32 protein-coding genes are annotated in these 26,354 nt (G+C 72.9%); 19 read left to right on the top strand and 13 right to left on the bottom strand.

From position 1 onward, the window contains the following. Positions 1–245: 245 nt before the first annotated feature. The gene (locus AC3A3H_RS07295) at positions 246–518 is read right to left on the bottom strand and encodes a hypothetical protein (RefSeq protein WP_487613889.1); all 273 of its coding nucleotides are present in this window, start codon (positions 516–518) and stop codon (positions 246–248) included. A gap of 118 nt (positions 519–636) precedes the next feature. Continuing rightward, entirely contained in the window at positions 637–975 is a 339-nt protein-coding gene (locus AC3A3H_RS07290; protein ID WP_487613888.1) for a hypothetical protein, read from the bottom strand. A 129-nt stretch (positions 976–1,104) separates the two neighbouring features. Here AC3A3H_RS07290 and AC3A3H_RS07285 point away from each other — a divergent pair, with 129 nt between their 5' ends. The 4 genes from AC3A3H_RS07285 to AC3A3H_RS07270 all read left to right on the top strand — a co-directional run bounded on the left by AC3A3H_RS07285 (position 1,105) and on the right by AC3A3H_RS07270 (position 4,261). Beyond that, the gene (locus AC3A3H_RS07285) at positions 1,105–1,902 is read left to right on the top strand and encodes a putative protein N(5)-glutamine methyltransferase (protein WP_487613887.1); all 798 of its coding nucleotides are present in this window, start codon (positions 1,105–1,107) and stop codon (positions 1,900–1,902) included. Between the two features lie 57 nt (positions 1,903–1,959). Next, the gene (locus tag AC3A3H_RS07280) at positions 1,960–2,793 is read left to right on the top strand and encodes a tryptophan-rich sensory protein (RefSeq protein WP_487613886.1); all 834 of its coding nucleotides are present in this window, start codon (positions 1,960–1,962) and stop codon (positions 2,791–2,793) included. Between the two features lie 63 nt (positions 2,794–2,856). Further along, a complete protein-coding gene (locus tag AC3A3H_RS07275) occupies positions 2,857–3,306 on the top strand; it encodes a VanZ family protein (RefSeq protein WP_487613885.1) in 450 nt (149 codons plus the stop codon). A 34-nt stretch (positions 3,307–3,340) separates the two neighbouring features. Continuing rightward, positions 3,341–4,261, top strand: a complete 921-nt coding sequence (locus AC3A3H_RS07270; RefSeq protein WP_487613884.1) for an AEC family transporter — start codon at positions 3,341–3,343, stop codon at positions 4,259–4,261. 3 nt (positions 4,262–4,264) lie between these two features. On the opposite strand, the gene AC3A3H_RS07265 is transcribed toward AC3A3H_RS07270, so the two are convergent. Together AC3A3H_RS07265 and AC3A3H_RS07260 are read right to left on the bottom strand one after the other, a co-directional pair. After that, a complete protein-coding gene (locus AC3A3H_RS07265; RefSeq protein ID WP_487613883.1) occupies positions 4,265–4,777 on the bottom strand; it encodes a tetratricopeptide repeat protein in 513 nt (170 codons plus the stop codon). A gap of 36 nt (positions 4,778–4,813) precedes the next feature. Continuing rightward, complete coding sequence (locus AC3A3H_RS07260; protein WP_487613882.1) at positions 4,814–5,437, bottom strand: TOPRIM nucleotidyl transferase/hydrolase domain-containing protein; 624 nt, start codon at positions 5,435–5,437, stop codon at positions 4,814–4,816. Positions 5,438–5,490: 53 nt separating this feature from the next. On the opposite strand from AC3A3H_RS07260, the gene AC3A3H_RS07255 reads away from it, so the two are divergent. Continuing rightward, on the top strand, positions 5,491–5,760 hold the full coding sequence (locus tag AC3A3H_RS07255; RefSeq protein ID WP_487613881.1) for a hypothetical protein: 270 nt from the start codon (positions 5,491–5,493) through the stop codon (positions 5,758–5,760). A 21-nt stretch (positions 5,761–5,781) separates the two neighbouring features. Here the strand turns inward: AC3A3H_RS07255 and AC3A3H_RS07250 are convergent, their stop codons facing one another. Continuing rightward, positions 5,782–6,324 (bottom strand): hypothetical protein, encoded by a 543-nt coding sequence (locus tag AC3A3H_RS07250; RefSeq protein ID WP_487613880.1) that lies wholly within the window; start codon positions 6,322–6,324, stop codon positions 5,782–5,784. Next, on the bottom strand, positions 6,317–6,646 hold the full coding sequence (locus AC3A3H_RS07245; RefSeq protein WP_487613879.1) for a TetR family transcriptional regulator: 330 nt from the start codon (positions 6,644–6,646) through the stop codon (positions 6,317–6,319). Before AC3A3H_RS07245 ends, AC3A3H_RS07250 begins: the two co-directional genes overlap by 8 nt. Positions 6,647–6,831: 185 nt before the next feature. Here AC3A3H_RS07245 and AC3A3H_RS07240 point away from each other — a divergent pair, with 185 nt between their 5' ends. Then, on the top strand, positions 6,832–8,040 hold the full coding sequence (locus AC3A3H_RS07240) for a GDSL-type esterase/lipase family protein (RefSeq protein WP_487613878.1): 1,209 nt from the start codon (positions 6,832–6,834) through the stop codon (positions 8,038–8,040). 16 nt (positions 8,041–8,056) lie between these two features. Here AC3A3H_RS07240 and AC3A3H_RS07235 read toward each other — a convergent pair whose 3' ends face one another. Then, positions 8,057–8,989 (bottom strand): 5'-3' exonuclease, encoded by a 933-nt coding sequence (locus AC3A3H_RS07235; protein ID WP_487613877.1) that lies wholly within the window; start codon positions 8,987–8,989, stop codon positions 8,057–8,059. A gap of 34 nt (positions 8,990–9,023) precedes the next feature. Here AC3A3H_RS07235 and AC3A3H_RS07230 point away from each other — a divergent pair, with 34 nt between their 5' ends. The 6 genes from AC3A3H_RS07230 to araA all read left to right on the top strand — a co-directional run bounded on the left by AC3A3H_RS07230 (position 9,024) and on the right by araA (position 14,840). Next, complete coding sequence (locus AC3A3H_RS07230) at positions 9,024–9,470, top strand: SRPBCC family protein (RefSeq protein ID WP_487613876.1); 447 nt, start codon at positions 9,024–9,026, stop codon at positions 9,468–9,470. Further along, complete coding sequence (locus AC3A3H_RS07225; protein ID WP_487613875.1) at positions 9,467–9,871, top strand: NUDIX hydrolase; 405 nt, start codon at positions 9,467–9,469, stop codon at positions 9,869–9,871. The genes AC3A3H_RS07230 and AC3A3H_RS07225 overlap by 4 nt, the downstream gene beginning before the upstream one ends. 44 nt (positions 9,872–9,915) lie before the next feature. Beyond that, the gene (locus AC3A3H_RS07220; protein ID WP_487613874.1) at positions 9,916–10,914 is read left to right on the top strand and encodes a LacI family DNA-binding transcriptional regulator; all 999 of its coding nucleotides are present in this window, start codon (positions 9,916–9,918) and stop codon (positions 10,912–10,914) included. Positions 10,915–10,981: 67 nt separating this feature from the next. After that, positions 10,982–12,598 carry a xylulokinase gene (locus AC3A3H_RS07215; RefSeq protein ID WP_487613873.1) on the top strand — a complete coding sequence of 539 codons (1,617 nt, stop codon included), beginning with the start codon at positions 10,982–10,984 and terminating at the stop codon, positions 12,596–12,598. Then, positions 12,595–13,323, top strand: a complete 729-nt coding sequence (locus AC3A3H_RS07210) for an L-ribulose-5-phosphate 4-epimerase (RefSeq protein ID WP_487613872.1) — start codon at positions 12,595–12,597, stop codon at positions 13,321–13,323. Before AC3A3H_RS07215 ends, AC3A3H_RS07210 begins: the two co-directional genes overlap by 4 nt. Then, on the top strand, positions 13,323–14,840 hold the full coding sequence (araA, locus tag AC3A3H_RS07205; RefSeq protein ID WP_487613871.1) for an L-arabinose isomerase: 1,518 nt from the start codon (positions 13,323–13,325) through the stop codon (positions 14,838–14,840). Before AC3A3H_RS07210 ends, araA begins: the two co-directional genes overlap by 1 nt. A 94-nt stretch (positions 14,841–14,934) precedes the next feature. Here the strand turns inward: araA and AC3A3H_RS07200 are convergent, their stop codons facing one another. Beyond that, positions 14,935–15,786 (bottom strand): MerR family transcriptional regulator, encoded by an 852-nt coding sequence (locus AC3A3H_RS07200; RefSeq protein ID WP_487613870.1) that lies wholly within the window; start codon positions 15,784–15,786, stop codon positions 14,935–14,937. A gap of 52 nt (positions 15,787–15,838) precedes the next feature. Between AC3A3H_RS07200 and AC3A3H_RS07195 the strand changes: the two genes are divergently transcribed. Continuing rightward, positions 15,839–16,681, top strand: coding sequence for an SDR family oxidoreductase (locus tag AC3A3H_RS07195; protein WP_487613869.1), 843 nt, complete (start codon positions 15,839–15,841; stop codon positions 16,679–16,681). A gap of 58 nt (positions 16,682–16,739) precedes the next feature. On the opposite strand, the gene AC3A3H_RS07190 is transcribed toward AC3A3H_RS07195, so the two are convergent. From AC3A3H_RS07190 to AC3A3H_RS07180, 3 genes are all read right to left on the bottom strand, one after another. Then, positions 16,740–18,401 (bottom strand): phospholipase C, encoded by a 1,662-nt coding sequence (locus AC3A3H_RS07190; protein ID WP_487613868.1) that lies wholly within the window; start codon positions 18,399–18,401, stop codon positions 16,740–16,742. Positions 18,402–18,474: 73 nt separating this feature from the next. After that, on the bottom strand, positions 18,475–19,704 hold the full coding sequence (efeB, locus tag AC3A3H_RS07185) for an iron uptake transporter deferrochelatase/peroxidase subunit (protein WP_487613867.1): 1,230 nt from the start codon (positions 19,702–19,704) through the stop codon (positions 18,475–18,477). Next, positions 19,701–20,876 carry an imelysin family protein gene (locus AC3A3H_RS07180; protein ID WP_487613866.1) on the bottom strand — a complete coding sequence of 392 codons (1,176 nt, stop codon included), beginning with the start codon at positions 20,874–20,876 and terminating at the stop codon, positions 19,701–19,703. The genes efeB and AC3A3H_RS07180 overlap by 4 nt, the downstream gene beginning before the upstream one ends. A gap of 245 nt (positions 20,877–21,121) precedes the next feature. Here AC3A3H_RS07180 and AC3A3H_RS07175 point away from each other — a divergent pair, with 245 nt between their 5' ends. After that, positions 21,122–21,427, top strand: a complete 306-nt coding sequence (locus tag AC3A3H_RS07175; protein WP_487613865.1) for a hypothetical protein — start codon at positions 21,122–21,124, stop codon at positions 21,425–21,427. An 84-nt stretch (positions 21,428–21,511) separates the two neighbouring features. Here AC3A3H_RS07175 and AC3A3H_RS07170 read toward each other — a convergent pair whose 3' ends face one another. Further along, complete coding sequence (locus AC3A3H_RS07170) at positions 21,512–21,688, bottom strand: hypothetical protein (protein ID WP_487613864.1); 177 nt, start codon at positions 21,686–21,688, stop codon at positions 21,512–21,514. Between the two features lie 85 nt (positions 21,689–21,773). Between AC3A3H_RS07170 and AC3A3H_RS07165 the strand changes: the two genes are divergently transcribed. The 4 genes from AC3A3H_RS07165 to AC3A3H_RS07150 all read left to right on the top strand — a co-directional run bounded on the left by AC3A3H_RS07165 (position 21,774) and on the right by AC3A3H_RS07150 (position 25,079). Then, entirely contained in the window at positions 21,774–22,487 is a 714-nt protein-coding gene (locus AC3A3H_RS07165) for an esterase/lipase family protein (protein WP_487613863.1), read from the top strand. 100 nt (positions 22,488–22,587) lie between these two features. Next, on the top strand, positions 22,588–22,977 hold the full coding sequence (locus tag AC3A3H_RS07160; RefSeq protein ID WP_487613862.1) for an META domain-containing protein: 390 nt from the start codon (positions 22,588–22,590) through the stop codon (positions 22,975–22,977). A gap of 62 nt (positions 22,978–23,039) precedes the next feature. Then, a complete protein-coding gene (gene gad, locus AC3A3H_RS07155; RefSeq protein ID WP_487613861.1) occupies positions 23,040–24,461 on the top strand; it encodes a glutamate decarboxylase in 1,422 nt (473 codons plus the stop codon). A 9-nt stretch (positions 24,462–24,470) separates the two neighbouring features. Then, positions 24,471–25,079, top strand: coding sequence for a hypothetical protein (locus AC3A3H_RS07150; protein WP_487613860.1), 609 nt, complete (start codon positions 24,471–24,473; stop codon positions 25,077–25,079). On the opposite strand, the gene AC3A3H_RS07145 is transcribed toward AC3A3H_RS07150, so the two are convergent. Next, positions 25,052–25,957, bottom strand: coding sequence for an SDR family oxidoreductase (locus AC3A3H_RS07145; protein ID WP_487613859.1), 906 nt, complete (start codon positions 25,955–25,957; stop codon positions 25,052–25,054). The genes AC3A3H_RS07150 and AC3A3H_RS07145 overlap by 28 nt on opposite strands. 127 nt (positions 25,958–26,084) lie before the next feature. Here AC3A3H_RS07145 and AC3A3H_RS07140 point away from each other — a divergent pair. Beyond that, the coding region (locus tag AC3A3H_RS07140) for a TetR family transcriptional regulator (protein WP_487613858.1) at positions 26,085–26,354 on the top strand (270 nt) is incomplete at its 3' end.

Raw genomic sequence — 26,354 nt, 5'->3', positions numbered from 1 at the left:
GGAGGTGCGACGGGCTCGGCCGGCGCGGCGACAGGCTCGGACGGTGCGGCGGCCGGCTCGGCGGCCGGGGGGACCGGCGGGACGGCGCCGGTGGATTCGCCGCCCGCGGGAGGCTGCGGCTTGTTCTCGTCCTCAGGAATGGTCATGCCGCGACCATACTGGAATCCCCGTAATCGGGCTACAGTCCCGCGCGCGTGCCGCCGGTTCGGCCGACCGGGCTCAGCGACGTGCGTGGCCCAGCGGCGTCAGCTCATCGAGTCGAAGTCGAACCAGAACGAGTCGTCCTCTTCGTGATCCCCGACCGCGGCCGGCTCGCGCGGGATGCTGGCCGTCTCGATGCGCACCCGCGTCTGGCTGGTCACGAAGATCTCGGTCGGCGGCCGGCTGGACTGCGTGATCGCCACGAAGTCGCCGTCGCTGCGGCTCGCCTGAATCACCCGCTGCTTCAGCTCTTCGACAGGCTCGCGATCGACGAACGTGAAGCGCAATTCGTCGATGTAGACGTGGAACACCTGCATGTCCTACTCCCCGGAGTTGCCCTCCCGGCAGATAGTACGCGGCAATCGCCGATCCGCCAGTGCAGTGATGTATCGGGAGGTCGGCGCGCCTCGGGCATCGTGACCGCAGAAACGCGGCTCAGAGCAGGTCCACGTCGAGGTCGTCCACGTCGTCCGTGCCGCGCTGGACGAACGTGGCGCGGGGCGTCCCCAGCCGCGCGATCCGTTCGTCGAGGTCGTGCACGAACGCGTCGTCCCGGAGCTCGGCGCCGTCGAACGGTTCGTGCTCGGTGAGGATCTGGCTGGCGGGGCCGAGCAGCAGTGTGGTCTCGCCCGGCTCGCCGGACTCGACGATCGTGGGAGCGTGCACCTCTGCGGCGGAGGCGCTCGTGGCCAGGGCCGCGGCGTACCGCACCAGGACGTCGGCGATCGCGTCGCCGGTGAGCATCGAGCCGCTCGCGTAGTGCATCCTTTTCATGTCCCATCCATACGAGCGGAACAGCGCCGGGTCAAGGCTCGGCGCAGGGGGTTGAACTCTGGCCCTCGCCGGGCAGCCCTACCCGGCGCCGTGAGCCGTGGGCGGAGGCCGCTCGGCTAGCATGGCCCGGTGAGCGCTCGCGTGGACCCCGGCCGCGACCGCGACGACATCGTCCGCCGGCTGCGCGCCGCGGGCTGCGTCTTCGCGGAGGAGGAGGCCGCGCTGCTGCTGGCGGCGGCGGCCTCGCCGGACGAGTTGGAGGCCATGGTCGCGCGCCGCGTCGCGGGCGAGCCGCTGGAGCCGCTGCTCGGTTTTGCCGAGTTCGGCGGGCTGCGCATCCACGTGGACGCGGGCGTCTTCGTCCCGCGTCGCCGCACCGAGCTCCTCGCCCGGGAGGCCGCGGCGCTGACCCGACCGGGGGATGCCGTCCTCGACCTCTGCTGTGGCGCGGGCGCCATCGGCGCCGTCATCGCCGCGCGGGTGCCCGGCGCCGTCGTCTACGCGGCCGATGTGGACCCCGCGGCCGTGCGGGCCGCCCGAGCGAACCTCGAACCCGGCCGGGTCTTCGAGGGGGACCTGTTCGCGCCGCTGCCCGCCGGGCTGAAAGGCGGCTTCGCGGTGATCGCCGTGAACGCGCCGTATGTGCCCACCGACGCCATCGGGCTGATGCCGCCGGAGGCGCGCGTGTACGAGCCCCGGGTCGCACTGGACGGCGGCGTGGACGGCCTCGACCTCCACCGCCGCATCGCCGCCGAGGCCCCGGAGTGGCTGGCGGAGGGCGGCTCGGTCGTCATCGAGACCAGCGCCGAGCAGGCGGAGCGGACCGCCGGGCTGTTCGCGACGGCGGGTCTCTCCGCGCGGGTCGTTGCCGACGAGGACCTCGACGGAACCGTGGTGATCGCGTCCGGACGACCTCCGCAGCGCTGAATCCGCCCACGCGCAAGGGGATACCGTTCCGCCGGTTTCGGGACTACGTTCTCGGCCATGACCAGCCTCACCCGAAGGCTGCCGCTCGGAACGACGCACCCCACCGTCGCCGACCGCATCCGCCAGAGTGCAGTGATCGTCGCGACCGTCGTCGCGCTGGGCGGCGCGGTCTACGGCTCCGGCCTCGTGGGCGGGGAGCCGATCCCCCGGGTGGCGGGCGGCGCCCTCGGACCCGACGCCACGCTCCTCGCTCCCGCGGGCCCGGCGTTCGCCATCTGGTCGGTGATCTACCTGGGGCTGGCCGGTTACGCGATCTGGCAGGCGATGACGTCGCAGGCCGCGCGCCACCGACAGCGCGCGGTGGGCTACTGGGTGACGGCTTCGCTCCTCCTCAACGCGGGCTGGATCCTCACCGTGCAGGCCGGGATGCTGGCGCTGAGCGTCCCGGCGATCGTGCTGCTGCTGGCCGTGCTCGTGGTGGCGTTCGTGCGGCTGCGGCACGAGCCGGGCGGGACGACGGCGGACGCCGTGCTGCTGGACGGGACCATGGGCCTCTACCTCGGCTGGGTGATGGTGGCCACGGCGGCCAACGTGGCGGCCTGGCTGCAGGCCGCGGGCTTCTCCGGGCTCGGTGTGTCTCCTGAGCTCTGGGCGATGGGCGTCCTCGTGGCGCTCGCCGCGGTCGCCTGCGCTCTCGCCGTGTGGGATCGCGGCCGGCTGGCGCCCGCGCTCGCCTCCGCGTGGGGGCTGGTGTGGATCGCGGTCTCGCGTGCGACGGGCGGCCTCCCGAGCGCGGTGGTCGCGGTCACGGCGCTCGCTGCCGGGGTGCTGGTGGTGATGGTCGCGGGGGCCGTGCGGGTGGCCAGGGGCGGGCGCGGGCGGCGCGCCTAGGCTCGGTGGAACCTGACGTCTGGCGTACAGCATTTCCCGATCGGGCCGTCCTACGCTGGAGCGATGCCCGCCGCCTCCCCGATCCGCAGCAGAGCGGCGCTCGGGCTCGTCGCGTACGGTGCGGTCATGGCCGTCGTCGGGCTGTGGCCGACACCCGTGGACCGGCCGCTCGATCGGTTGCTGTTCCGCGCCCTCGACGCTCTGGGCCGCTTCGGGGTGCGGCCGATCGACGCCTACGGCGTCCTCGAATTCACCGCCAACGTCGCGTTCTTCGTGACGCCCGCGCTGCTCCTCGTGCTCGTCGTCGGCCTCCGCCGCTGGTGGCTGGCGCCGCTCGCCGGCCTGCTCTGCAGCGTCGCGATCGAGCTGGCGCAGCATGCCCTCCTCCCCGCCCGGTTCGGCACCGTGAACGACGTGATCGCGAACACGCTCGGCGCCCTGATCGGCACCGGGCTCGGGACGCTGGTGCTCGCGCGGCTCCGGGCGGATGCACGCGATCCGCTGAGTTCCTGACAGGATCGGGGGGACGAGAGGAGGCGCCGGGCCGATGAGTGGAGTGCTGACCGGGTTCGGGATCATCGCCTTCGTCATCCTGGTCGGCTACATCGCGGGACGCTTGGGGATCGGCGGCCCCACCGCCGCCTACGTGCTCAACCGCATCGCGTTCTTCGTCACCAACCCGGCCCTGCTGTTCGTGACGCTCGCGCACGCCGACCTGAAGGTGGTGTTCTCGACCCAGCTGGTCGTCGCCGCCGTCGCAGCGGTCGTCGCGGCCGGGCTGTTCGTGGCGCTCTCGCGGCTGTTCTTCCGGCGGCCCGCTCCCGAGACCATCATCGGGACCCTCGGCTCCGGCTACGTCAACGCGAACAACATCGGCCTCCCGGTCGCCGTGTACGTGCTGGGCAGCGCGTCCTACGTCGCGCCGGTGCTGCTGCTCCAGCTCATCGTGTTCGCGCCGATCGCGCTCACGCTGCTGGATGTCACCAGCCGCGGGACGGTGTCGCTGCGGTCGATCCTGACGCAGCCCGTGCGCAACCCGATGATCATCGCCTCGCTGCTGGGCATCCTCGTCGATGTGCTCGACATCCCCGTCCCTGCCGCCGTCTACCAGCCGTTCGAGCTGCTGGGCGGTGCGGCGGTGCCGCTGGTGCTGATGGCGTTCGGGATGTCGCTGTACGGGTCGCGACCGCTGCAGGCGGGGCACAGCCGCGCGGAGATCGCGACCGCAGTGGCGCTCAAGTCGGTCGTGATGCCCCTGGTCGCGTTCGCGGTCGCCCGGTTCGCCTTCGGGCTCGAAGGGCATGCGCTGTTCGCGGCGGTCGCGCTCGCCGCCCTCCCGACCGCGCAGAACGTCTACAACTTCGCGGCCCGCTACGAGCGCGGGATGCCGGTCGCCCGCGACATCGTCCTGCTGACGACGCTGTTCGCGGTCCCGGTGCTGCTGGTCGTCGCGGCGCTGCTCGCCTGAGCCTCAGCGGGCGGCGTCGAGCTCGCGGAGGTATTCGGCGTTGCCGCGCACGGCGGCCTCGTAGCGCAGCAGGTCGGGGGTCCGGATGCGGTCGGCGGCCAGCTCCATCAGCTCGGCGACCGCGCCGTCGCTGCGGCCCGCGGCGTGCAGCGAGAGCGCGTGCCACACCCGCACGGACTCGGACTCCGGGAACGCCGCGCGCGCCCGGTCGAGCACGGCCAGCGACTCGTCGAAGCGGTCGAGGTTGCGCAGCGTGCTGCCGTACTGCAGCAGGCACTTGCGGAGGGCGTCGCCGTCCAGCCCGGCGGCGAGCGCGCGCTCGTAGTAGCCGGCGGCCGTCTCCTCCTCGCCCGCGGTGTCGTAGGAGCCGCCCACCTCGTAGAGCACGTGCGGGTCGTCGGGATGCTCGGCGAGTACGGCCAGGAACGCGTCGATGGTCGGCGCCATGTTCTCGCGGTCGCGGGCGGCGAACAGGACGGCCAGCCGGTCGAGCAACTCGGGGGAGGTGGTGGGCATGCGGCCCAGCCTAGGCGCTGTGCCCAGGCGGCGAGCCTAGGGGCCGAGCACGCCCTCGGCGGCCTCCCGCAGCGGTGCAGGCAGCTCCGCGGGCGCGAGCTCCGCGGTGAGGACGCGCCCGTAGTGCTCCTTGCGGCCCGACGTCGTGCCGAGGAAGCGGTGCAGCTGGGCGAGCACCGGCCGCTCGCGCTGCGCCGGCTGCCGCTGGAAGGTGCGGAACAGGGTCACGTCGCCCTCCCGCGCGAGCACGGCCTCCGCCCGCTCGGCGCCGAGCGCCCGCAGCAGCTCGCCCTCCAGGTCGGGCCGGCACACCGACACGGAGGCCGCGTCCAGCCCCGCGCGCTCGAAGAAGCGCAGCTCGCCCGCGTCGCACAGGCCGTGCAGCCGGAGCTCCGCCGGGCGCAGCAGCTCGACGAAGCGGCGCACGCTCATCGCGCCGCCCATCGGCAGGACGGCGACGCCCGCGGCGGCCGGGTCGACCCCGAGCAGCCGGAAGGCCTCCAGGCAGGCCGCGCGGTCGCTCGCGCCCTCCACGAGCAGCGCGGCGGCGACCTCCGCCGGCACGGGCACTGTGGTGGCGCCGGCGCGCTCGGACCACCCGGCCGCCGCACGCTCGAAGCGTGCCACCTCGCCGTCGCGGTCCAGCATCGGTTCCGTCATCCCGTCCATTCTGCTCCTGGCGCCGTCGCCGTCGCGCGCGTACGGTGCAGCCCATGAAGGTCATCATCTTTCTGGCAGGGGTCGCGGTCGGGTTCGTCGTCGGGTCCCGCGCGGGCCGCGGCGCCTACGAGAACATGCGGAGCAAATGGCAGGGCTTCTCCGGCTCGGACCAGGTGCAGCAGGTGAAGGGCGACGTCCGCGACTTCGCCGGGCGCGCCGCCTCCGACCTCGGCGACAAGGTGTCGGAGGCCGTGGGCAAGGCGTCCGACAAGCTGGACGAGGTCACCGGCAAGAAGACCGACACCACCCCGACCGAGGCGTAACCGCCCGGGCACGGTGGAGCGTCAGGCGCCCTCCGGCGGGTGCGCCAGCAGGTCGACGCGCTCCGCCAGGTAGTCCAGGAAGCCGACGGTCTGTCCGGAGGACGCGCTCCACCGCACGAGCAGCACGCCCTCCCGCAGCAGGAGCGGGCCGGTGCCGGCCCGCAGCGCCGGCACGGTCAGGTCGAGTTCGGGCGCGTCGAAGTCCACGGTCTCGCCGTCGCGGAAGTGCCCGCGCTCCGCCGCCGCGCGATACGCGCGCCGGGTCTCCGCGGACACCGAGACGTACTGGGTGCGGCCCGGCGGCGTCGCCCGCACGAGCTGACCGGTGGCGTACAGCGCGCCGTCACGGCCGAGCAGGAGGACCCCCAGCCGCCACACCCGTCCCGCGGGTCGGAGCACCGGCTCACGCGGGATGCCGAACGTGCGCCGCCGCGGGAGCAGGACCGCGAGCGCCTCGTCCCTGGCCTCGGCGTCGGTCAGCAGCCGGACGGCCTCCGACACGGCGACGCGAGCCGCATCGACGGCCTCCCGATCGCGGGAGTCCGTGTCGGTCTGGTCAGCCACGCATCCGAGGATAGGCCGCCCGCGGCGTGACCAGGTCCGCGGCCGTCATCGGCCGGATCGAGAAGGACGTCGAGTCCGTCACCATCAGCAGCTCGACTCCGTGCGCGTGCCGCAGGATCACGAGCGCCGAGCTGTCCGTCTCGGCGACCCGCTCCACCTGGTTGAGGAAGATGCGCGCCATCTCGTCGGTGACATGGAAGTCCCGGCCGAGCGCGTGCACGATGTACCCCGGACCGTGCTCGTGGTGTCCGTGCGGCGCCTCCAGCCGGGTCTCCTGCCGGAAACCCTCCACCGCCGTTCGAGCCGCTGTCGTCATCGTCATCGGTCCCCTCCTGCCCCTCAGCCCGGCCCCGAGTCCCCGGACTACAGAAGTTAGTCTCCTCCTGCGATCTGGCCAGGGGGTTGACGGAAAGTGAGAAATCGGCACGAATTCCGGGAGGGGTGCTCACCGGCGGTTCTGGCGAGCCGCAGGTGACGAGCACGCCGGAGCGGGCTACGGTCTTTCGAGTGGGAGACGTCCGGCTCGGCGCATCGCGGCGGCTCGTCGCGCGGCTGAGGCTGCTGCGCGTCGCATCGGTCCGGCAAGGGCTGGTGCGGCCGACGGACTCGCCGCAGGCGTTCGTCGCCGGACGGCAGAGCCTCCGGGTGCTGCTCGCCGGCTCCGGGCCGGTGATCGGCTGGGGCGTCGGCAGCCACGACCTCGCGCTGCCGGGCGCGCTCGCCCGGGCGTTGGCGGCGACCACCGGCCGCGGCGTCGTCGTCGATGTCGCCGCGCACCCGTCGGCGGGCGTCCGCCGAGTCGCCGGGATGGTGCGCACGGCGCGGGCCGCCCGGTACGACATCGTCATCCTCAGCGCGACGGTGGCCGACACGATCCGGATGGTCGAACCGCGCCGGTGGGGCGCGCACGTCGCCGCACTGCTCCGGCAGGTCCGCGCCGACGGGGCCGGGACGGTCGTCTGGCTCGGCGCGCAGCCGATCCGGTCGCTGCCACCCTACGACGACGCGTTCCGCGACTTCGTCCAGGAGCACGCCGAACGCTTGAACCGCGTGGCGAACGCGGCCTGCGCCGAGACCGGGGCGGTCTTCCTGCCGCTGCCGGCATCCCCGAAGCCGGAGGGCGGACGCCACCGGACCCCCGCCGACTACCTCTACTGGGCGCGTTGGATCGCCGACGCGCTCGCCCCCGGCCTGATCGGGCACCCGGTGGAGACCGGACACCACGCCTCCACCACGGCCGACCGCGTGGCGGCGATCGCCCGGCTGCGGCTGGCCGAGCGCACGCGCGACCGCCGGCTGGAGGGTCTGGTCAGCACGGCGCGGCGCACGCTCGGCACCGAGATCGCGGTGTTCTCCGTGCTCGACGACCGCACGGAGTGGCCGATCGCGGCCGTCGGGACGACGCTCACCGAGGTCCCGATCGAGCAGTCGGCGTGCCTGCACACCATCCACTCGCCCGACGGGATGGTGGTGCCGGACGCCGAGCACGACGAGCGGTTCGCGACCAGCGCGCTGGTCACCGGCCCGGCCCACCTCCGCTTCTACGCCGGCTACCCGGTCGAGGCTCCCGACGGCACCCGGATCGGCGCGATCTGCGTCCTCGGCCGCACCGCCCGTCAGCCCGCCGAGTCCGAGGGCGACCTCGACGTGCTCCGGGAACTCGCGCTCCTCGCCCAGCGCGAACTCTGGCGCTTCACCGACGACGCGTCCGCGTGAGCGACGGCGGGAGCCGTCAGGACGCGGCGGCGGTGAGCGCGGTGAGGCAGCGGTCGAGCGAGCCGCCGAGGGCCCAGCGCTCGCCGAGGGCGGCGAGGGCCGCGCGCCGGTCGTCGCCCGGGGCGCGCAGGCGGGCGTCGACGTCTCCGAGCGGGAGGTCGCGCACGACCTCCACCACCGTCGGAGCGACGGCGAGGTAGTCGACGGCGGCGGCGAACCGGGCGCGGAGCGCGGGCTTCATCGCGCTGGCCGGATCGGCGGCCGCTGCCACGATCCCGGCCAGGTCGCCGTACTCTGCGAGCAGCGCGCTCGCCGTCTTCTCGCCGACCCCCGCGACTCCGGGCAGGCCGTCGGAGGAGTCGCCGCGCATGACCGCGAAGTCCGCGTACTGGCCGGCGTGGATGCCGTACTTGGCAACGACCGTGGCGTCCGTCAGCACCTCGAGGTTGCTCATCCCGCGCGCCGTGTAGACCACGCGCACGTCCCGGCCGTCGTCGACGAGCTGGAACAGGTCGCGGTCGCCGGTCACGACGTCGACCGGCCCGGGGGTGACCGTGGCGAGCGTCCCAATCACGTCGTCCGCCTCGTGCGCAGCCGCGCCGACGATCGCGATGCCGAGGGCGTCGAGCACCTCGCGGATGAGGGGGACCTGCACGACGAGCTCGGCGGGCACCTCCTCGACGTCCACCCCGCCCGGCACCACCTCGGCGACGCGGTGCGCCTTGTAGCTCGGGATGAGGTCGACGCGCCAGCGCGGCCGCCAGTCGTCGTCCCAGCACGCCACGAGCGACTCGGGGCCGTAGTCGGTCACGAGCTTCGCGATGATGTCGAGGAAGCCGCGGACCGCGTTCACCGGCGTGCCATCCGGCGCCCGCACCGTATCGGGGACGCCGTAGAACCCGCGGAAGTAGAGGGAAGCGCTGTCGAGGAGCATCGTTCGCCCGGTCACAGCCCCGATCATGCCATGCCGCTAAGGTGTGCGCATGGCCGGAACAATCGTCATCGAGCGCACCGACACGATCCAGACCACGCCCGAGGCCCTGCTGCCGTACATCGCGGAGCTGCCGCGCTGGGTGGAGTGGTCGCCCTGGGAGGGCATGGACCCCGCACTGGAGCGCGTGTACACCGGCGAGCCCGGAGCGGTCGGCTCGACCTACGCGTGGAACGGCAACCGCAAGGCGGGCGCGGGGACGATGCGGCTCGAGTCGGTGCAGCCCGACGGCGTCGGCGTCGCCCTGCACTTCACGCGGCCGTTCCGGTCGAGCAGCCACGTCCGCTTCCTGCTGGCGCCGGAGCGCGACCGCACGCGCGTCATCTGGCGCATGGAGAGCCCGAAGACGTTCTTCAGCCGCTTCTTCAACCTGGAGAAGCTGATCGGCCCGGACCTCGAGAAGGGACTCCGCCAGCTCAAGCAGCTGGTCGAGCCGTGAGCCTCGCCCCACTGCTGGTGTCCGCCGTCGCGGTGCTGCGGGAGCGGCGCGTGCTGATGGTGACCTCCCGGGGCCGCGACGTCTACTACATGCCGGGCGGCAAAGTGGACCCGGGTGAGACCGCAGCCGAGGCGGCGGCCCGCGAGGCGGACGAGGAGGTCGCGCTCGCGTTCGACCCGGACGCCCTGGTCGAGCTGTTCGAGGTGCGCACCCAGGCGCACGGCGAGCCGGACGGCCGGCAGGTGCACATGCGCGTGTTCCGCGCCGCGACCGAGGCCGACCCGACGCCGTCGGGCGAGGTGGACGCGGTGCACTGGGTCACCACCGCCGACGCCGAACGCTGCCCTCCCGCAGGCCACGAGGTCCTCGAACGCCTCTCGGCACTCGGCCTCATCGACTGAGCGGGGCCGTCGGGGTCATCCCAGCCGCCTACTAGGGTGTGGATGTGAGCGAGAGCGGACGGGCACCCGGGGTGCGGGAGGTCGCGGCCGCCGCCGGCGTCTCGCGGCAGACGGTGTCGCGCGTGCTCAACGACCACCCGAGCATCCGGCCGGAGACGCGCGAGCGGGTGCTCGCCGCGATGGCCGAGCTCAACTTCCGACCCAACCGCGCCGCCCGCATGCTCACCACCGCGCGCTCGCGGACCATCGGAGTGCTGGCGTCGTCGGCGTCTTCGCTGTTCGGGCCGGCCTCCAGCATCGACGCCGTGGAGCAGGCCGCGCGCGACGCCGGCTACTTCGTGACCGTCGCGCACGCGGCCTCCCTCGCCGCGGCCGACCTGGGTGCGGCGGTCGACCACCTCGGTGCTCAGTCCGTCGAGGGCGTCATCGTGATCGCGCCGCAGCGTGCCGTGCAGGAGGCCATGGCCGCGTTCTCGCTGGAGGTCCCGTCCGTCACCCTGCACGGGGCCGGGCTCGCGGGCGACGACGGCGTCTTCGTGGACCAGGTGGAGGGCGCCCGGCTGGCCACCCGCCACCTGCTCGATCGCGGGCACACCCGCATCGCGCACCTCGGCGGGCCCGGCGACTGGTCGGAGGCGCGGGCGCGCCGCGACGGCTTCGTCTCCGAACTGGCCGCGGCCGGGCTGGACCCGGTGCTCTCGCGGGAGGGTGACTGGACCGCCGCGTCGGGCGCCGCGATCGGCGCCGAGCTGCTCGCCGACCCCGACCTGACCGCGGTGTTCTCGTCCAACGACCAGATGGCGCTCGGCCTGCTGCACGCCGCGCGGGAGCGCGGACGGCGGGTGCCGGAGGACCTCGCGGTCGTCGGCTTCGACGATATCCCGGAGGCCGCCTTCTTCGCGCCGCCGCTGACGACCGTGCGGCAGGACTTCCCCGAGCTCGGCCGCCGCGGCGTCGCGCGCCTGGTCGCCCTCATCGAAGGCCGCGAGCTCGCCTTCGCCGCGCCGGTCGCACCCACGCTGGTCGTGCGCGACTCGGCTTGATCCCGTGGGTGGGATCGCCTACACTCGTTGCAGCACATGTGACCGGTCACAACGGAGTGAGAGAACCATGAACACCCACCGCGACGCCCTGGTCGCTGGCCGCACCGCCCTCGGCATCGAATTCGGCTCCACGCGCATCAAGGCCTGCCTGGTCGACGCCGACGACCCCGCCACCGTACTGGCCGTCGGCTCCCACGACTGGGAGAACGAGTTCGCCGACCGCATCTGGACGTACTCCCTCGACGCCGTCTGGTCCGGCCTCCAGGCCGCCTACGCCGGCCTCGTCGCCGACGCGGAGGCGCGCCACGGCGTGCGGCCCCAGAAGTTCGGCGCCATCGGCGTCTCCGCGATGATGCACGGCTACCTCGCGTTCGACGCCGACGGCGAGCTGCTGGTGCCGTTCCGCACCTGGCGCAACACCACGACCGGCCCGGCGAGTGCCGAGCTCAGCGCGCTGTTCGGCGTCAACATCCCGCTGCGCTGGTCGATCGCGCACCTCCACCAGGCCGTCCTCGACGCCGAGCCGCACCTGGCGCGCCTGCACTCGATCACCACGCTCGCCGGCCACGTGCACGAGCGCCTCACCGGCCGCCGCGTCCTCGGCGTGGGCGACGCGTCGGGGATGTTCCCGATCGACTCGGCCACGAAGAACTACGACGCGGAGCTGGTCGCGCGGTACGACGCGCACGTCCGTGGCACGGCGGACCTGCCGGCCCTCCTTGACCTCCTGCCCGAGGTGCTCGTCGCGGGTGAGGCCGCCGGGGAGCTCACCCCCGCCGGGGCGCTCCTCCTCGACCCGTCCGGCGCGCTCGAGCCCGGCATCCCGCTCTGCCCGCCCGAGGGCGACGCCGGCACCGGCATGGTCGCCACGGACTCCGTCGCGCCGCGCACCGGCAACGTCAGCGCCGGGACCAGCATCTTCGCGATGGTCGTCCTGGAGCGCCCGCTCGCCGAAGCGCACCACGAGCTCGACCTGGTCACCACCCCCGCCGGCGACGCCGTCGCGATGGTGCACTGCAACAACGGCGCGAGCGAGCTGTCGGCGTGGGCATCGCTGTTCATGAGGTTCGCCGAGGCCGCGGGCGCGCCCGTCGCGCCCGACGCGGTCTTCGAGACGCTCTTCCGCGAGGCGCTCGACGGCGAGCCCGACGCCGGAGGTCTCCTCGCCTACAACTACCTGGCCGGCGAGCCGATCACCGGCCTGGACGAGGGGCGGCCGCTGGTCGTCCGCACCCCGGACAGCCGCCTGACGCTCGGCAACTTCGCCCGGGCCCAGCTCTACGGCGTCTTCGGGACGCTCGCCCTCGGGATGCGCGTGCTGCACGCGGAGGGCGCCGCGCTCGACCGGATGTTCGCGCACGGCGGGATGTTCCGCACGGCCGGCGTCGCGCAGCGTTTCCTGGCCGGGGCGCTGGACGCGCCGGTGTCGGTCGCCGAGACCGCGTCGGAGGGCGGGGCGTGGGGCGTCGCCGTGCTGGCCGCGTACCTCCGCGCCGCAGGCGAGGGCACCCCGCTCGACGTCTACCTCGACCGCGACGTGTTCGGCGGCTTCTCCTTCGACACCGTGGAGCCGCACCCGGACGACGTCGCCGGCTTCGGCGCGTACCTCGCCCGCTACCACGACGGCCTGGCGGCCGAGCGCGCCGCCGTCGCATCCATCGCCCTGAAGGGAGCCGGTCGATGACCGCCGAGAAGCCCGATACCGAGACCCCCGCCGCCGAGTCCCCCGCCGTCCGCCGGGTCCGCGAGCAGGTCGCCGCCCTCCACGCCGAGCTGGTCCGCTACGGCCTGGTCATCTGGACCGGCGGCAACGTCTCGGGACGAGTCCCCGGCGAGGACCTCTTCGTCATCAAGCCGAGCGGCGTCGACTACGACGACCTCGCGCCGGACAACATGATCCTCTGCACCCTCGACGGGGAGGTCGTGCCCGGCTCGCCGGGATCCGACCGGTCCCCGTCCTCCGACACCGCCGCGCACGCCTACGTGTACCGGCACATGCCCGAGGTCGGCGGCGTCGTGCACACCCACTCCACCTACGCCACGGCGTGGGCGGCTCGCGCCGAGGCCATCCCGTGCGTCATCACCGCGATGGCGGACGAGTTCGGCGGCGAGATCCCGGTCGGCCCGTTCGCGATCATCGGGGACGACTCCATCGGCCGCGGCATCGTCGCGACGCTCGACGGCCACCGGAGCCGTGCCGTGCTCATGCAGAATCACGGCCCCTTCACCATCGGCCGCGACGCGCGCGACGCCGTCAAGGCCGCGGTCATGGCGGAGGACGTCGCCCGCACCGTGCACATCGCACGGCAGGGCGGCCCGCTCGTCCCCATCCCGCAGGAGGGCATCGACAGCCTCTTCGACCGCTACCAGAACGTCTACGGACAGAACCCGGAAGGATCCCTCGCCTGATGCCGAAGCTCACGACCTCCCTCGACCACTACGAGGTCTGGTTCCTCACCGGCAGCCAGCACCTCTACGGACCGGAGACGCTCGCGCAGGTCGCGGAGCAGTCCCGTGGCATCGCCGACCAGCTGGGCGCGTCCGCCGACGTGCCGGTGCGCGTGGTCTGGAAGCCGGTGCTGACCGACTCCGACGCCATCCGCCGCATCGTCCTGGAGGCCAACGCCGACGACGCCGTGATCGGCCTGGTCGCGTGGATGCACACCTTCAGCCCGGCCAAGATGTGGATCGCCGGCCTCGACGCGCTCCAGAAGCCGCTGCTGCACTTCCACACCCAGGCGAACGTCGAGCTGCCGTGGGGCGAGATCGACTTCGACTTCATGAACCTCAACCAGGCGGCGCACGGCGACCGCGAGTTCGGGTACATCCAGACCCGGCTCGGCGTGCCGCGCACGACGGTCGTCGGCCATGTCAGTGACCCGGCAGTGACGCAGCGCATCGGCACCTGGACGCGCGCCGCCGCGGGTCACGCGGCCACCCGCTCCCTGAAGCTCGCCCGGTTCGGCGACAACATGCGCTTCGTCGCGGTCACGGAGGGCGACAAGACCGAGGCCGAGCTGCGGTTCGGCGTGCAGGTCAACACCTGGAGCGTGAACGAGCTCGCGGATGCGGTCGCCGCCGCCTCCGCCTCCGACATCGACGCGCTGGTCGCCGAGTACGAGGACCTCTACGACGTGGTCCCCGAGTTGCGTCGCGGTGGTGAGCGTCACCAGTCGCTGCGCGACGGCGCGGCGATCGAGCTCGGGCTGCGGTCGTTCCTGGAGGAGGGCGGCTTCGGCGCCTTCACGACCAGCTTCGAGGACCTCGGCGCGCTCAAGCAGCTCCCCGGCCTCGCCGTGCAGCGCCTGATGGCGGAGGGCTACGGCTTCGGTGCGGAGGGCGACTGGAAGACGGCCATCCTGGTGCGCGCCGCCAACGTGATGGGCGCCGGCCTCCCCGGCGGCGCGTCGCTGATGGAGGACTACACCTACGACCTCACGCCCGGCGACGAGCGCATCCTCGGCGCGCACATGCTCGAGGTCTCGCCGTCGCTCAGCAGCGCGAAGCCGACGCTGGAGGTCCACCCGCTCGGCATCGGCGGCAAGGACGACCCGGTGCGCCTGGTCTTCACCGCCGACCCCGGGCCCGCGGTGGTCGTGGCGCTGTCGGACATGCGCGACCGCTTCCGGCTGGTCGCGAACGTCGTGGAGGTCGTGGAGCCGACGGCTCCGCTGCCGAAGCTCCCGGTCGGCCGCGCGGTGTGGAAGCCCGCGCCCGACTTCCGCACGTCGGCGACGGCGTGGCTGGAGGCCGGCGCGGCGCACCACACCGTGATGAGCACCGCGGTCGGCATCCAGGCGTTCGAGGACTTCGCGCGCATGGCCCGCACCGAGCTGCTGATCATCGACGAGGACACCACGCTGCGCGCGTTCTCCCGCGAGCTCGACTGGAACGCCGCCTACTACCGCCTGGCCCGCGGCATCTAGCCGCGCGCCTCCACCTCCGCCACCATCGTTTCCGGAGTCGTGTACGCGACACGCCGTGCCCTGGCGTACACAACTCCGGAAGCGATGGATGGGGTCAGGAGGTGGGGGCTACGGGGGCCTGGAGTTCGGTGACCCAGTCGGGGCCGGGGGTGTGGCCGGTCGCCTCCAAGTAGACCTCGCGGGTGGGGCCGGTGACGTGGTAGCCGTCGGCGGCGATGCGCTCCATGAGCGCCATCCAGGAGTCGCCGATGCCGGTCATATCCCCGCGGTGCAGCAGCGTCGCGGCGAGCGGGACCTCCGGCAGCTCGACCACCTCGTAGCCCTCGCCCTCCCGCGGCGGCGTCTCGGCCGGGTACGAGATGTGCACTTCGAGGCGTTCGTCGGCCCTGGCCTCGTACCAGAACACCGACGGCTCCAGCAGCGGCCGGCCGGCGGCCTGCAGCGCGTCGTCGAGCGACCCGATGAGCGGCCCGACCATCGGCCCGACCAGCTCGGGGCCCATCCCGGGCGCGGTGCCGCTGACGGCGTAGACGGTGAGCGCCTCCAGCGGGCGGTATTCGACGGTTTCTGTCATGGTTTCCGTTCCTTCCAGTATGCGGAGACGTCGCTCCACGCGGTCGAGCCGGTCCCGGTCGTCGGCGATGCCGGCCTCCAGCTCGGCCCGGCGCTGCCGCAGCGCCGCCGACAGGGCGGGCCGCGGGTCGTCGGACGCGAGCACGGCGGCGATCGCGTCCAGGCCGATCCCGAGCTGGCGCAGCTCGACGATCAGCAGCAGGCTCGCCAGCTGCGTGTCGGAGTACGAGCGGTACCCGCTGTGCTCGTCCACGCGCGCCGGCGGCAGCAGGCCGATGGCGTCGTAGTGCCGCAGCATCCGGACGCTGACCCGCCCGATCGCGGCGAACTCCCCGATGGTGTACATGATGGAGACCACGCTCCAGCCTGACACGATGTCAGGGTCAAGGTATGCGGGTTGCCTCCCTCCGTTGCAGGATGGTGCCATGGGGATGACGGCGGTGACCGGGGTGACCGGGACGGTGGGCCGGCTGGCGGCGTCGGAGCTGGCGGACGCCGGAGTGCGGTTCCGGATGCTGGCGCGCTCGCCCGAGCGGGCGCCGCGCTTCCCCGACAGCGAGGTGGTCGCCTGCGACTACGGCGACGGCGCGTCGGTGCGCGCGGCGCTGGCGGGGGTGGCCACCGTCCTGATGGTATCGGCGGCCGAGAACGACCAGCGGGTGCGCGAGCATTTCGCGTTCGTCGACGCGGCGGCGGAGGCCGGCGTGCAGCACCTCGTGTACACCTCGTTCTTCGGCGCGGCGCCGGACGCCACCTTCACACTCGCGCGCGATCACTACGCCACCGAGCAGCGCATCGCCGCCAGTGGGATGGCGTACACGTTCCTCCGCGACGACCTCTACCTCGACTTCGCGGAGTCCCTGGTCGGCGACGACGGCGTCATCCGCGGTCCGGCCGGCCACGGGCGCGCGGCGATGGTCGCGCGCGCGGACGTCGCCCGCGTCGCCGCCGAAGTCCTGCGGCATCCCGAACGGCACCGGAACGTCGCCTACGACCTCACCGGCCCGGAGGATCTCACATTGGCCGAGGTCGCCGAGAAGCTGACCGCCCACCTGGGCCGCGCGGTCTCGTTCCACGACGAGACCGTGGCGGAGGCCTACGAGTCGCGGAAGAAGTGGCGCGTGCCGCAGTGGCAGTACGACGCCTGGGTGTCCACGTACACCGCGATCGCCGCCGGCGAGCTGTCCGGTCCGACTGGCGACGTCGAGCGCGTCACGGGTCGTCGCCCGCTCTCCCTCGACGAGTTCCTCACCACCCGGCCGGAATGACGAACCGCCGGGCACGCGGAGGAGTCCGCGTGCCCGGCGGTCCCGGTTCAGTGCTGACCTACGGGCGGCCGCTGTGGCCGTGCGTCGGCACGACCTTCGCGACGGCGCCGGAGGCCGGGTCGAGCAGCACCTCGCGCTGCTGCGGGTGCTTCCAGTCGAACAGCCCGTCGAGCGAGCCGGCGCGCTGGTCGAACGACGCGTCGCCGATCCGGCCGGTGCTCCAGTTGTCCTCGATGAACTTCAGCGGGCTGGTCTGCTCGATCGCGGTGTGGTCGACCTTGTTCTGCGCGGCCCACGGCGAGACGACGAGGAACGGCAGACGCTGGCTCGGGCCGCAGCGGTCGGCGTAGCCGGCGGCGACCTTCTTCACGCTGGTGCACATCGTGGAGTCCACGGACGAGTCGTTCGAGCCGTTGGCGATGGTCGGTGCGACGTGGTCGTACCAGCCGTCCGAGTCGTCGTACGTCACGATGACGGCCGTGCTCGCCCAGTCCTTCGACTTCTGGAGGGCGTTGATCTCGTTGACCACGAACTTCTGCTCGTCCAGCGGGTCGGAGTAGCCGGCGTGGCCGTCCTGGGCCTCCGGGGCCTTGAGGAACGAGACGGCCGGCAGGTTGTTCGCGGCCAGCGCCTTGTCGAACGAGGTCAGGTCGTACTGGTGGTTGGCCTGGTCGGTGTGACCGATCGCCTGGGTCGACGTCGGCGGCAGGTGGTGCGGGTTCGACGTGGACTTGTAGTACTCGAACGGGTTGTGGTGCGGCGAGTAGTCCTTCGGCGTGGCGCCTCCGACGTTCGCGGTGGTCGCGTCGCACTGGGCGTAGCTGCCGGCCTGGCCGTTCCACGGGGTGGTCGGCGTGAATCCGCCCTGGAACCAGCCCCAGCTGACACCGCGCGCGTTGAGCAGGTCACCGACGTTCTTGCCGGACATGCCCACCAGCGCCGAGCTGGAGGTGTGGTCGCTGTCCGCGCAGTCGTCGTACACCGGGTCGGGGTCGCCGATCACGGTGCCGACGCCGGCGGCGTTCTTCGACTGGACGGCCGTGGAGGTCGGCAGCACAGCGCCGGTCTTCGGGTCGTACGCCGTGCCGCCGTGGGTCTGGCCGGAGACCAGGTTCAGCGCGCCGGGGGTCGACGGGCCGAAGGTGGTGTCCCACATGTTGTCGCTCATCGAGTAGTTCTGCGCGTAGTTCCAGAGACCCGTGACGGTGTTGCCGTCGTAGTAGTCCATGACCAGACCGGGCTGGCCGAACGCGCCCGTGCAGGTGTCGGTCTCGGTCTTCTGGACGAACATGTCCATCTTGCCGCCGTCCAGCGCGGCCTGCTCGGCGGCGTAGCCGTGGTTCTGGTCGCAGGTGATCGCCTGCGCCGGGGTCAGCCGCGACGGCGCGTACAGGTTCGGGTTCTTGGTGAGCGTGCCGCTCGTGACGAGGGTGTTCGCCTTCGGGGTGCCGGGCGCCGCCGTGAACTTCGTGCCGTCGGTGTTGGCCGCGTTCGGGTAGGTGCCGAAGTAGTGGTCGAAGGAGATGTTCTCTCCGAAGATCACGACCAGGTGCTTGATCGGCGTCTGGGTCTGGTGGGAGTGGTCGGGGGTTCCGTGGGCCGGGAACGCCGACGCGGGAGCGGCGGCGAGGATGCCGGCCCCCACGAGGGTCGCTGCGCCGAGCAGCGCCAGTCCGGCCGAGGCGACCGGGTGGCGGCGCAGACGTTGGAGTCTGGACACGATTCCTGCTTCCTTGTTCTGTCGTTGTGTCGGGGGTGTTACCTGGGTCCTCCGGCCGGATGCGGGGCGCCGCTCACGCGAGCAGCGTGCGCCCGAGCCAGTCGGAGGAGTCGCGGGCTCCGGGGAGCGCGAAGTAGTAGCCGCCGCCGAACGGCTGGATGTAGTCCGTCAGCGGCTCGCCGGCGAGCCGCTTCTGCACGGCGGCGAACTGCCGGTCGAGGTCCTGGTTGAAGGCGACGAAGACGAGCCCCATGTCGAGCGTGCCGTTGGCGTCCACGCCGCCGTCGTAGTTGTAGGCGCGGCGCAGCATCCGCTGGTCGGCGCTCGCCGTTGTACGCGGGTTGGCGAGCCGGATGTGCGCGTCGAGCTGGATGACATCGCCGGTCGGGTCGTTCTCGTAGTGCGGGTCGTCGTGCTCCGCCGAGGCCGTGAGCGGCGCTCCGGTGTCGCGGCGGCGGCCGATCATGTTCTCCTGCTCGTGGAGGTTCACGCGGTCCCAGAACTCGACCAGCATCCGGATGACCCGGACGACGTGGTAGCTGCCGCCGGCCGTCCAGGCGGGCTCGGCTCCCGTGCCCTGCACCCACACCAGCTTCTTCATCAGTGCCGCGTCGTGCACGTCCGGCTGGCTGGTGCCGTCTTTGAACCCCATCAGGTTGCGCGGGGTGCCGCTGGGCCGCGGCGGGGAGATGAAGCCGTCCTGCCGCCAGCGCACGCCCATCCCGCCGCGGGTCGCCCGCGCGATCTCCCGCACCGCGTGGGTCACGGCGTCCCGGTCGTCGGCGCAGACCTGCAGCAGCAGGTCGCCGTCGCACACCTCGCGGCGGAGGGAGTCGTCCGGGAACTCGTCCATCGTCCGCAGCCGCGCCGGGCGGGCCGACGCCAGGCCGTACCGGTCGTCGAAGAGCGAGGCTCCGGCGGACAGCGTGACGGTGAGCCCGTCGGGCACGACCGTGGGGCCGAGGACGCCGGAGTCGCGCGGCGGCGCGGTCAGCCCGGGGTCGGGCGGCGTGCCTCCGGTCGTCAGGAAGCGCGCGCGCTCGGTGATGGTCTTGAACAGGTCGGCGAGTTCGGCACGGGAGGCCGCCGTCACGTCCAGCGCGACGAACGCGGCCGAGCGCTGGGCAGGAGTGAGGATGCCCTGCTGGTGCTCGCCGTGGAACGGGACGGCTGCGGACCGCGCCGCCGGCGTGCTCGCGTGCGCGGCGGGTGCCAGCGCTGCGCCCGCCCCGCCTGCCACTGCGGCCCCGGCCGCGACTCCCGCGCCCGCGGCCAGGAAGTCCCTCCGCCCGACTGCCGTCATGGTGCCCTCCTCGGATCGCAGATCGCCGCCACCGGCGCCAGCAGCTCGGCCGTCTCGCTGAGCGCCGCGTCCACGTGCTCGCGTTGGGCGGTGGTCAGCGCCGCGAGCCGCGTCCAGGTCCCGTCGGGGCCGCGGAAGCTCTCGACGAGCTGCTGCGTCGACGCGAGCGACTGCTGTGTCGGCGCGAGCTGCGGATAGCGCGTGGCGAGGATGTCGTGCAGCGGCGCCAGCGCCTCGCTCGCGCCGGTGAGGTTGGCGTCGATGGTGGCGAGCTCGGTGCCCGACCCGGCGTCGGCCGCGCCGGCGAGCACGTCCCGGATGGCGTCCTCCACGATCTCGTGCGCGCGCAGCGCGATGTCGCCCGGGTCGATCTGCGCCTTCGGGAACTCCGCGATGAGCGTGTCGACGTCGGCGACCAGCTGCTGGGCCGGACCGACGACCGCGCTGGCGGCCGCTCCCGTGAAGAGCGGCGCCTCGACGGCGTGGAATCCGGTCAGCCCGTGGCCGGGCAGCCCGTCGATGGCCTCGCCGACGTCGCCGAACGCGTCGTAGGCGGCGCCGAGCGTCTCATAGGTGGTGTGGGCGGTCAGCCAGTCGCGTCTCGCACCGGGTAAGTCGCCCTCCTCGGCGTCGGCCGCGACTGCGGCGACCTGCTGGCGCAGGGCGGGGAGGCGGGAGGAGACCCAGGCGCCGTACGCCTGGGCCGGCGGGATGAGGTCGATGCGGGTGACCGGCACGATCCCGGGTGTGAGCGGCGTCCCCGGCGGAGCGGACCTCACGTGCACGGTGGGCCCGTGCGCCGGGTCGGCGTCGGCGGGCAGGCAGACGAAGCGATAGCGGCCGGCGCCGAGAGTCACCCGGGCGTGCGCGTGGGCGCCGGCCCCGATGCCCTCCAGGTCGAGGTAGACCTTCTGGGTGTCGACCGCCTGCAGGTAGACCTCGATGCCCGCGATCGTCGTGTTCGAGACGTCGAAGGAGACCGTTCCGCCGGCTGCCTGGCCGTCGTCGGCCCAGCCGTGCCCGCAGCCGTCCGTCCCCGCGGTCACTGCGATCTCGGTGGACGGCTCCGCGAGAACGGCGGCCGGACGCGCGGCGATGGCGACGATCACGGCGACCACGACGAGTGCCGCCAGTACGCCGAAGAGCGCCGCGAGACGGGCGCGCTGGGACATGGCGGGATGACCTCCGGGGGAAGGGACAGGAGCGAGCCTAGGAGTGGCCTGGGCGTTTCCGGAGGGTGCTTCATCCGCTGTTCATCCGACCGTCACGGCAGCGTCCCCGAACGGGGGTGATCGACCGGGACGCGGGCGGTTGACGGTCGCAGAACGACCGTCCCACTGGACACGTCCGCGATGCGGCGTATTCTCCGAAGATTTGGGTTCTTTCAAAGAACGGCCGCCCATGAGACGATCGGTTTATGAAGGATTCTCACGCTATTGATGTCGCTGAGCCCGCCTCCGCTCACGGCCCCGGCCGTGCCCCAGCAGGAATCCCCCTGACGATCCGCCTCGGCGAGCGCGAGTTCGCCGCACTGGTCCGCATCGCCCGTCACCGGGAGACGACCGCAGCCGAGCTCGTCGAACAGCTCGTGCTCCACGCGCTGAGCCGTGCGGACGTTCCACCGCCCGCCGAGTCGCACCCGGCGCGCAAGCACACGACGTACGAGGAGGCCACGGCCGGCTTCCGCGCCGACTCCGGGGTGCGCACGCCGCCGGACATGTGATCGCGCGGCGTGCGATAGCGCCGGCGCCCTCCGCGCCGACGAGATCCGCGCGCCGACGAGGTCCGCGCGCCGACGAGGTCCGCGCTACATCTCCGAATGCCCCAGCAGGTGCACCGGGATGCCGAACGACAGCGCGATGCAGACGATCCCGGCGAAGAAGACCAGGCCCTGCCAGGCGGGGAGCGTGTCGGCGAGCCCCAGCAGGAAGAGCCCCACCAGGAAGAGCACGAAGCACAGGATGAATGCGATCACATCGCCCATGTCGCAAACTATCCACCCCGGCCCGATGCTTGGCAAGAGCGCCTGAGGCTTGGCAAGACCGCCCGGCGGCGCGATGCTGGGCAGCGTGGCAGAGCGCGCGCATCCCGGTCCGGTCCGCGGCCTGCTGCGCTTCGGCCGCCGGGCCGGCGTGCTCCTGGCGGACTACGAGTACGTGTTGCGGCACCAGCTCAGGGCGACCCTCGACCGCGACCCGCCGGAGGCCCTCGTCGACGAGAGCGGGGAGGGTGCTCCCATCCTGCTGCTGCCCGGCATCTATGAGACGTGGCGCTTCCTGCGCCCGCTCGCCCGCCGGCTCCACGCCGCCGGGCACCCGGTCCACGTCGTCACCGCCCTGGGCGGTCTGCAGATGTCGCTCGGGGAGGCCGCCGACCGGGTGGAGCAGTATCTCCGCGAGCAGCGCCTGAGCGGTGTCACCGTGGTCGCGCACAGCAAGGGCGGCCTGGTGGCGCGGATGCTGCTGGGGAGGCCGGACGCCTCCGCCCGCATCCACCGGGTGATCGCGATCGCCACGCCGTTCTCCGGCTCGGCGCTCGCGGGGTTCGTGCCGCTCCCCGCGGTACAGGCGCTGCGGCCGGGGCATCCCGAGCTCGTGCGGCTGGCGTCCGATGGTGTGGATGTGGGCCGGGTCGTCTCGATCTGGGGCTGGTACGACCCGCACATCCCGGACGGCTGCTTCCTGCCGGGCGCGCGGAACATCGAGGTGCCGGTCGGCGGCCACTTCCGCATCCTCGGCAGCCCCACGGTCCTGGCGCTGGTGGACGACCTCACCGCCGGGTGAGATCACAGGTGAGCACCCTGTTGCGCGCGCGCCGCGCCCGGCTATCCTCGGCCTCGTGACGCGGATCGCCGCATCCGGCGGACCGCAGAGGGGGGACGACATGACGCGAACGATCCGGCGGGCCCGCGCCCGTCTCGTCGGCGGCGGAATCGTCGCAGCGGCGGCCATCGCCCTCCTCGCCGGCTGCGCCGGCACCCCGAGCGGCGCGGCGCTGGTCGGCACCTGGGGTTCGACGGCTGCGGCGCAGCCGAACCTCACCATCGAGAACGACGGCACCTTCTCCGGAACCGACGGCTGCAACCGCCTGTCCGGAAAAGGCTCGGTCGACGGCGACACCATCACCTTCGGCCCGATCGCCAGCACCATGATGGCGTGCGACGGGGTCGACGAGTGGCTGGCCAAGGCGGCGAGCGGGACGGCCAAGGGCAGCACCCTGGTCGTCTACGACACGAGCGGCAGCGAGATCGGAAAGCTCGACAAGTCGAAGTGATCCGCTGCCGATAGGGAGGCGCCGCCGGCCCGTGGCGGCGCCGTGGCAGAGAGGGGCGGCGCATGGCGCGGCTCGAGTCAGACATCCAGACAGCGAGCGGTGACACCCGCCTCGCCCCCGCGTACACCGGCCGCCTGTCGCGCAAGAGTCCGCCGGACCTCCTGCCCGACGAGGCGACCGACCCGGCCAGCACCTACCGGCTGATCCACGACGAGCTGCTGCTGGACGGCAGCTCCCGGCTCAACCTCGCCACCTTCGTCACGACGTGGATGGACCCGGAGGCCGAGATCCTGATGGCCGAGGCGTTCGACAAGAACATGATCGACAAGGACGAGTACCCGGCGACGGCCGCGATGGAGCGCCGCTGCGTCTCGATCGTCGCCGACCTCTTCCACGCTGAGCCCGGCGAGCCGACCGGCGCAGCGACCATCGGTTCGAGCGAGGCCGTCATGCTCGGGGGCCTCGCCCTCAAGTGGCGCTGGCGCGCGAAGCGGGCGGGCGTCTCCGGCGCCGACCCGGGCGCGATGCCCAACCTCGTGCTCGGCACGAACGTGCAGGTGGTCTGGGAGAAGTTCTGCCGCTACTTCGAGGTCGAGCCCCGCTATCTGCCGGTGGCGAAGGGCCGCTACGTCATCACGCCGGAGCAGGTCGTCGACGCCGTGGATGAGAACACCATCGGCGTCGTCGGCATCCTCGGCACCACCTACACCGGCGAGCTGGAGCCGATCGCGGCGATCTGCGACGCACTCGACGCGCTCGCCGCCTCCGGGGGACCGGACGTGCCGGTGCACGTGGACGCCGCGAGCGGGGGCTTCGTGGTCCCGTTCCTGCACCCGCACCTGGAGTGGGACTTCCGGCTCCCGCGGGTGGTGTCGATCAACGTCAGCGGCCACAAGTACGGGCTGACCTACCCCGGCATCGGCTTCGTGGTGTGGCGCTCTCCGGAGCACCTGCCGGAGGACCTGGTGTTCCGGGTGAACTACCTCGGCGGGGACATGCCCACGTTCACGCTGAACTTCTCCCGCCCGGGCAACCAGATCGTCGGCCAGTACTACAACTTCGTGCGGCTGGGCCGTTCCGGCTACACCGCGATCATGGAGGCGCTCCGGGACACCGCACTGCTCATCTCCAAGGGTCTCGCTGAGGACCCGGTGATCGACGTCATCACGGACGGATCCGCCATCCCGGTCATCTCGTTCGCGCTGAAGGAGGGCACGCCCTACACCGTCTTCCAGGTGTCGCACGAGCTCCGGGCCCGCGGCTGGCAGGTGCCGGCGTACACGATGCCGGCCGACGCGACGGATGTCGCGGTGCTCCGGATCGTGGTGCGCGACGGGTTCAACGTCGACCTGGCCGGGGACCTCGTGAACGACATCCGCGCGGTCTGCGCCGAGCTGGGCGAGCAGGCAGCGAAGGCCGGCGCCGTCGAGGCCGGGGCGAAGGCGACGGAGTCGGCGCGCTCGCGGACGCACTTCGCGCACTAGCGGGCCGGCGTGAGCGACGGAGGAGGCGGCGGGGAGCGGAGAAGGCTCCTGCTCTCCGATGCCTCCTTCGCGGTCGGATCGGCGTGCTTCGCGGTCGCCGCGCTGCCGTCGGTGGCGGCCGCGCTGGGCGCGATCGTCACGAACGTGGTGTTCGTGGTCGGCTCGGTGTTCTTCACTCTCGGCGCGGGGCTGGCCCTCGGTGTCCCGAACCGGAGCTCGTCCATCATCCAGTTCGTCGGGACGCTGTTCTTCAACGCGAGCACGACGATCGCGCTCGCCGCGGCGGTTCCCGCCGGTGCGGCCGGGGGCACGGGCTGGCGGCCGGACGCCTACGGGTCGATCTGCTTCCTCGTCTCCAGCCTGATCGCCGTGGCCGCGGTCGCCCGGCAGCGCGGGACGCGCCGGGATGGCGTCGGCGCCGTGCTCAACCTGCTCGGCTCCGTGCTGTTCGGCTTCGCGGCGGTGGGCGCCTTCGAGCCGGCGGGTAGCGACGCCCTCCTCAGCCCGTTCTGGACGGGCGTCGGCACGGTCGGCGGCGCGGTGTGCTTCTTCGCCGCCGCCGTGCTGGGGTTGCTGCCCGCGCCCGCGGCTCAGCGGGCGGCGACGGCCTCGAAGTAGGCGCCGGACGCGAAGTCCTCCAGCAGGGTCGGCCCGGTCGGCGTCCAGCCGTAGCGCTCGCGGGTGATCGCGCTGGAGGCCGGGACGTCCATCCCGAAGAACCGGCCGATCCAGCCGAAGTGCGCGTCGACGTCCTCCGGCGCGATGGACGCGACGGGGAGGCCGAGCCCGCTTCCGATCGCCGCCGCGATCTCCCGCGCGGGGATGCCCTCCTCGCCGACCGCGTGCACGCGCGCCGCGGGGGTGGCCTGCTCCAGCGCCAGCCGCACCAGCCGCCCGGCGTCGAGCCGGTGGACGGCCGGCCAGCGGCTGGAGCCGTCGCCGACGTACCCGGCGACGCCCTTCTCGCGGGCGATGCGGACCAGTTCGGCGCTGAAGCCGTGGTCGCCGCGGCCGTGGACGGTCGGCGAGAACCGCAGCGCGACCGGCCGTACTCCGCGGTCGGCGTACTCGAACGCGAACGCCTCGCCACCGCCGCGGGGAGCGTCGGGGCCGACGTAGGGCGAGGCGACGTCCTCCGTCAGCACCGTGCCCGGCTGCGCGACGATGCCGGACGCGAACAGGAACGGCCGGTCCGAGCCGACGAGCTCGTCCCCGATCGTGGCGACGACGGCGCGCTCGGTGCGGCCGGCGCCGGCGTAGTCGGAGAAGTCGTGCTTGAAGCCAAGGTGGATGACGGCGTCGGCCGCTGCGGCGCCGGTCCGGATGCCTTCCAGGTCGTCGAGCGAGCCGGGCACGGCCGTCGCGCCGGCCGCGCGGATGCGTTCGGCGGACGCCTCGGACCGGGCGAGGCCGGTGACCTCGTGGCCGGCGGCGACGAGCTCGGGGACGACGGCGGAGCCGATCCAGCCGGATGCTCCGGTGATGAAGACGCGCATGGGGATGACCTCCCGAGTCGGTGATGGTGGTGCGAGTGATGTCAGTGGCTGTCGTCAGTGGCTGACATCACGATAGCACTGATGTCAGCAACTGTCATCACGGCGCGGACACCGCTACACTCGAGCCGTGGGACGCTGGACACCGGACGCGCGCGGCCGCCTGGAGCGGGCGGCGATCGAGCTCTACGCCGAGCGCGGCTTCGAGGGCACCACGGTCGCCGACATCGCGGAGCGGGCCGGCGTCACCGAGCGCACGTTCTTCCGCCACTACGCGGACAAGCGCGAGGTGCTGTTCGCCGGGTCGACGGCGCTGCAGGAGGCCGTCCTCGCCGCCATCGCCGCCGCTCCGGCCGCCGCGCCGCCCTTCGCCGTCGCCGCCGCGGGGATGCGCGCGGCC

Source organism: Leifsonia sp. Soil_N53 (genome assembly GCF_057655165.1).
This window is presented reverse-complemented; position numbering and strand designations above follow the sequence as displayed.

Bases quoted from the DNA above. Each gene is read 5' to 3' on its own strand.
- AC3A3H_RS07215 (WP_487613873.1), top strand. From the start codon at position 10,982: ATGAACACCCACCGCGACGCCCTGGTCGCTGGCCGCACCGCCCTCGGC.
- AC3A3H_RS07170 (WP_487613864.1), bottom strand. From the start codon at position 21,688: ATGGGCGATGTGATCGCATTCATCCTGTGCTTCGTGCTCTTCCTGGTG.
- AC3A3H_RS07180 (WP_487613866.1), bottom strand. From the start codon at position 20,876: ATGTCCCAGCGCGCCCGTCTCGCGGCGCTCTTCGGCGTACTGGCGGCA.
- AC3A3H_RS07265 (WP_487613883.1), bottom strand. From the start codon at position 4,777: ATGCCCACCACCTCCCCCGAGTTGCTCGACCGGCTGGCCGTCCTGTTC.
- araA (WP_487613871.1), top strand. From the start codon at position 13,323: ATGCCGAAGCTCACGACCTCCCTCGACCACTACGAGGTCTGGTTCCTC.
- AC3A3H_RS07275 (WP_487613885.1), top strand. From the start codon at position 2,857: ATGCCCGCCGCCTCCCCGATCCGCAGCAGAGCGGCGCTCGGGCTCGTC.
- AC3A3H_RS07295 (WP_487613889.1), bottom strand. From the start codon at position 518: ATGCAGGTGTTCCACGTCTACATCGACGAATTGCGCTTCACGTTCGTC.
- AC3A3H_RS07195 (WP_487613869.1), top strand. From the start codon at position 15,839: ATGGGGATGACGGCGGTGACCGGGGTGACCGGGACGGTGGGCCGGCTG.
- AC3A3H_RS07280 (WP_487613886.1), top strand. From the start codon at position 1,960: ATGACCAGCCTCACCCGAAGGCTGCCGCTCGGAACGACGCACCCCACC.
- AC3A3H_RS07160 (WP_487613862.1), top strand. From the start codon at position 22,588: ATGACGCGAACGATCCGGCGGGCCCGCGCCCGTCTCGTCGGCGGCGGA.
- AC3A3H_RS07255 (WP_487613881.1), top strand. From the start codon at position 5,491: ATGAAGGTCATCATCTTTCTGGCAGGGGTCGCGGTCGGGTTCGTCGTC.
- AC3A3H_RS07245 (WP_487613879.1), bottom strand. From the start codon at position 6,646: ATGACGATGACGACAGCGGCTCGAACGGCGGTGGAGGGTTTCCGGCAG.
- AC3A3H_RS07175 (WP_487613865.1), top strand. From the start codon at position 21,122: ATGAAGGATTCTCACGCTATTGATGTCGCTGAGCCCGCCTCCGCTCAC.
- efeB (WP_487613867.1), bottom strand. From the start codon at position 19,704: ATGACGGCAGTCGGGCGGAGGGACTTCCTGGCCGCGGGCGCGGGAGTC.
- AC3A3H_RS07260 (WP_487613882.1), bottom strand. From the start codon at position 5,437: ATGACGGAACCGATGCTGGACCGCGACGGCGAGGTGGCACGCTTCGAG.
- AC3A3H_RS07230 (WP_487613876.1), top strand. From the start codon at position 9,024: ATGGCCGGAACAATCGTCATCGAGCGCACCGACACGATCCAGACCACG.
- AC3A3H_RS07210 (WP_487613872.1), top strand. From the start codon at position 12,595: ATGACCGCCGAGAAGCCCGATACCGAGACCCCCGCCGCCGAGTCCCCC.
- AC3A3H_RS07270 (WP_487613884.1), top strand. From the start codon at position 3,341: ATGAGTGGAGTGCTGACCGGGTTCGGGATCATCGCCTTCGTCATCCTG.
- AC3A3H_RS07290 (WP_487613888.1), bottom strand. From the start codon at position 975: ATGAAAAGGATGCACTACGCGAGCGGCTCGATGCTCACCGGCGACGCG.
- AC3A3H_RS07145 (WP_487613859.1), bottom strand. From the start codon at position 25,957: ATGCGCGTCTTCATCACCGGAGCATCCGGCTGGATCGGCTCCGCCGTC.
- gad (WP_487613861.1), top strand. From the start codon at position 23,040: ATGGCGCGGCTCGAGTCAGACATCCAGACAGCGAGCGGTGACACCCGC.